General features: G+C 62.6%; 6 protein-coding genes. 1 reads left to right on the forward strand and 5 read right to left on the reverse strand.

Going from position 1 to position 3,755, the window contains the following annotated elements; translation table 11 throughout:
* On the reverse strand, positions 1-645 hold a 645-nt coding region (locus tag EN932_RS31255), incomplete at its 3' end, for a GH25 family lysozyme (protein ID WP_281061564.1).
* Between EN932_RS31255 and EN932_RS39225 the strand changes: the two genes are divergently transcribed.
* Entirely contained in the window at positions 644-919 is a 276-nt protein-coding gene (locus EN932_RS39225; protein ID WP_245268560.1) for a hypothetical protein, read from the forward strand. The genes EN932_RS31255 and EN932_RS39225 overlap by 2 nt on opposite strands.
* A 72-nt stretch (positions 920-991) precedes the next feature.
* On the opposite strand, the gene EN932_RS31260 is transcribed toward EN932_RS39225, so the two are convergent.
* The 4 genes from EN932_RS31260 to EN932_RS31275 all read right to left on the reverse strand — a co-directional run bounded on the left by EN932_RS31260 (position 992) and on the right by EN932_RS31275 (position 3,694).
* The gene (locus EN932_RS31260; RefSeq protein ID WP_013532085.1) at positions 992-1,780 is read right to left on the reverse strand and encodes a phosphodiester glycosidase family protein; all 789 of its coding nucleotides are present in this window, start codon (positions 1,778-1,780) and stop codon (positions 992-994) included.
* A 71-nt stretch (positions 1,781-1,851) separates the two neighbouring features.
* Positions 1,852-2,724: an undecaprenyl-diphosphate phosphatase gene (locus tag EN932_RS31265; RefSeq protein WP_013532086.1), complete on the reverse strand. Its 873-nt coding sequence runs from the start codon at positions 2,722-2,724 to the stop codon at positions 1,852-1,854.
* A 188-nt stretch (positions 2,725-2,912) separates the two neighbouring features.
* Entirely contained in the window at positions 2,913-3,110 is a 198-nt protein-coding gene (locus EN932_RS31270) for a hypothetical protein (RefSeq protein WP_013532087.1), read from the reverse strand.
* A gap of 185 nt (positions 3,111-3,295) precedes the next feature.
* A complete protein-coding gene (locus EN932_RS31275; protein ID WP_013532088.1) occupies positions 3,296-3,694 on the reverse strand; it encodes a GFA family protein in 399 nt (132 codons plus the stop codon).
* Positions 3,695-3,755: the final 61 nt, after the last annotated feature.

The raw sequence follows: 3,755 nt of genomic DNA on the forward strand, positions 1-3,755 counted from the left end.
GGGCCGCTGGCCGTAATAGCGCTCCAGCTTGTCCATGAACACCTGCATCTTTTCCAGCACCTTTTCGCGCGACGGCCGCCGCTTGCAGCTGGACTCGCCGTTCCACTCGACGTCGATCACCGGCGGCAGCGCGCCTTCGACCCTGGGCACGTTGCGGATGAACCAGTCCGCCTGCTCGCCCGCCGTGCGGCACCAGTAGAAGAAATGGTAGGCGCCGCGCTTCAAGCCGGCGGCGTCGGCGTTGCGCCAGTTTTTCATGAACATCGGATCGAGGTGGTCGCCACCGTCGGTCGCCTTGATGTAGGCGAAGTTGGCGCCCTGCGCCCGCAGCTTGTCCCAGTTGACGTTGCCTTGCCAACGCGAGACGTCGACGCCGTGCACTGCAAGGCGGCGAGGCGAACCCTTGCCGAAATTGATCGGCTTGGCGTCGCGAAAACCGTAACGGGTGAGCGGCCCGGCAAGCATGGCCGGTGCCGCGCGCGTCAACAGCTTGGGCGGCGACACCAAGGCTGCCGGCTCGACCGGCAGCCCGCCGACATCAGGCACTTGGGGATCAGGCGCATCAGGTGCGGCAAACACCCCCGTCTCTTCCTCCTCCGCCAAGCCGAACGGGCGCGTTTTTTCCCCCGGACCGTTGTCAGACATGGGAGCCAGTCCGGCCCTTGCCGCCCTGTTGCCCCTTGCCGCCGAAGCAGCGGCGATCGGTGCCGGCGGCCGGATCACGGAACTGGTGGTCTCGTTGGAGGGTTTCTGCAAATCCAGCGCATCGACGCCGGCCGTTGACGAGCAGCCGGCAAGGCATAGCGATGCTATCAAAAAACTGACGACGCCCGGAATCCGCATCTGGACCTGTACTCAAAACACAACAGACCGAGGGCGAAACGACAGCCGACGGACAAACCGGATCAGTTATGAATGAGAAATTACCAATAAAGTTTGAATCAAGTTTTTTTCGCCATACCGCATGCGGGTAAGCGCGGTGGAAACTGGCTCAGGATTTCCTGAAGACGCCGATCATCGGCCCGAGATTCCAGTAGTCGTCTTTGCGGCCGATGGCAGGCGCAAACAGGCTGGATATCGTGCCGTCGAGGAACAGCGCGTTATCGCAACCGAGCGCGTCGCGGAAAAGCCGGGCGAAGGCATGGAAGGTCACCGTGCCATTCGAAATCGCAAAGACCGCGACGCCATCCTTTCGCACCCCGACACCGTCGCGGGTTTTCCGCGAAGTGCCGTCGGCCTGGAATTTCGGATGCAGCTTGCCGTCGATCACCAGCATCGGCCCCGATTGCGTCGCATAGTCGACGGTCGGGCGCCTCTTCACGAAGTCCCTGGTGGCGCGGACCGCGGCCCTGCCGTCGCGTATGTAGAAAATGCCGTTCGGCTGCAGGGAAAAGTTGCCGCTTCCCGAACCCGTTTTCACCGACGCCATCTCCTGGCCGCGCTCGACATAGAGACCGACCGGCGCGAGGTTCGGGTGATACATGCCGGCATTGATGCCGAACAGCATCGTGCGCCCGATCGCCTGTTGCGCGGCATGCAGATTGTGCAGCGACTGAAACGGCTTGCCCGCCGCATCCTTCCAGAACAGCTCGAGCTGATATCGTTTCGGATCGACCTCGCAAACGAGATAGCTGGTCGCCTCGAAGGTGAAGTCCCGGCATGGCGGCAGCGAGACAACCCACTGGCCGAACGACGCGCCAAGCGCCGCCACCGACGGCAGCGCCCCCTTGGCCATCGCCAGCAACAGTGGCACCGATTGCAGGAGGGTCAAAAAATCCATGTGCGTACCGGAATCGAAGTTCGAGGTCCGGTACGGATATAGCCCGTTTCAAGCGATACTGTGGAACTGCCTCAGACGAGCCATCCCATGGCGACGCTCGACAACAAGACGATGCCGAGCAGGCCGCGATAGATGACGAACGGCCAAGCCGAGAAACGCTCCAGCACGCGCATCAGCCCCCATATGGCGAAGAAGGCGGAGATCGACGCGACGACCAGCCCGACAGCAAGCACCGACCAGCCATGGGCGTCGAGATGGACCTTGTGCAGTTCCCAGAGTTCCTTGAGGCCGGCGAGCGCGATGGCAGGCAGCCCGAGCAGGAACGAGAAGCGCGCCGCTTCGGCCCGCTTGAAACCGAGCCCCAGTGCCGCTGTCAGGGTCGAGCCCGAGCGCGAGACGCCGGGGACAAGCGCGCCGATCTGGGCGATACCGACGAGCAGCGCATCGGTCAGTGACGCATCGCCCATGCTGCGCCGGTGACGGGCGAAGATCTCGGCCAGCGCCAGCAGGATAGCCATGGCGATGCAGGCCCAGCCGATCACCGTCAGGCTACGCAGCGGCGAATTGCAGGCGTTGAGCAGGCCCGACAGCGCAACGCCGGCGATGACGATGGGGATCGTCGCCAGCACGATCCAGAGCGCCAGCTTGAAATGCCGGTCGGCGAAATCGCGTCGCGCCAGAGCGTCGAGCGATCCAAACAGGATATCCCTGACGTCGCTCCAGAAATAGCTGACCACCGCGGCAAGGGCCGCAAGCTGCATGGCGGCGGAGAAGGCGGAGCCAGGATCCTGCCAGCCGAGCACGGCCGGCACGATGCGCATATGGGCAGTCGAGGAAATTGGCAGCAGTTCCGTGATGCCTTGCACCACGCCGAGGAACGCCACCTTGGCGAACCCCAGGCCGACGAAGCCCGTGTCGAGGCCTTGGGTGCAGATATCGGCCAAAATCGAATTCCATGCATGAGAGATCGGAGTTGGGTGGACCGACCCAAGGTCAATCCCGGGCAAGCCTTATCGTCATGGGCCGGATAATCAATTTACGGATTTGTAAGCTGGCACGCCGAGGTGCACGCCGTTCGAAACCGGCCCACCTTGGGGCCGGCTTGAGGCACACAGGGAAAATCGCAAAGCGACTACGGGCAGAGCCAGAGTTTCTGGCATGTCCTGGCGATCACATGCGCCGGCGGCACTTCGGGCTCATCGGTCGAAGGCCGGCGAGCCCGTTCGAGCAGCATGCGCACCTGTTCGGGACGCACACGATCGCGCTCCATCACAAGCAGGACCATCGGATCGCTCAAAAGCTCGTCCAGGGTGCTGATGCTGTCGTTCATCCGTCGTCTCCTCGAATGCCGTACCCGCGACCCTTAAATAGGACGACAAAGATGGCTCGCCAATGACGCTTTGCCGGCTATCTCGTGTCGATTTGGATTAAATTTTGGCCATGCTTGCGCTCTTCCCTTCCCCTGGCGCTGCGCGTCGATCCACCTTCTTCCACAACAAGGGGAGAAGGGAAAAATTAGCCTGGCGGAGGGGCGCCTTCGTATTTCGGCAGGCCGTCATCAAGCACCAGCCAAGGCTGCTTCGAGGCCGTGAAAATATGCATTTGCGGCTTGAAAACCGTGGGATCGTCGAGCGAACCGGTGGTGATGCCGATAATGCCTGCGGAATCACGTCGGGAGAACAGCGTTGTGCCGCAGCTCGGGCAAAAGCCGCGCTTGAGATCCGGTGAAGAGCCTATAGTCGCCAGCGGCCCATCGATCGTCACGTCCTCGATGCGAAACAGCACGCGTGCGTTGAAGGCGGCGCCGATCGCCTTCTGGCAAAGCCGGCAGTGGCAGACGCGTTCGTTGATGGGAGCCGCGTCCGCGCGGTAGCGCACCGCCTTGCACAGGCATCCGCCCTCATATCTTGCCATTGTCTGGATCCACTGGTGGGAGAGAATAGGCGCGCAACGTATCGGCGGAGGCGGGTTGGGC

This window comes from Mesorhizobium sp. M7A.F.Ca.US.002.01.1.1 (assembly GCF_004022955.1).
In the GTDB taxonomy this organism is placed as follows: Bacteria; Pseudomonadota; Alphaproteobacteria; order Rhizobiales; family Rhizobiaceae; genus Mesorhizobium; species Mesorhizobium ciceri.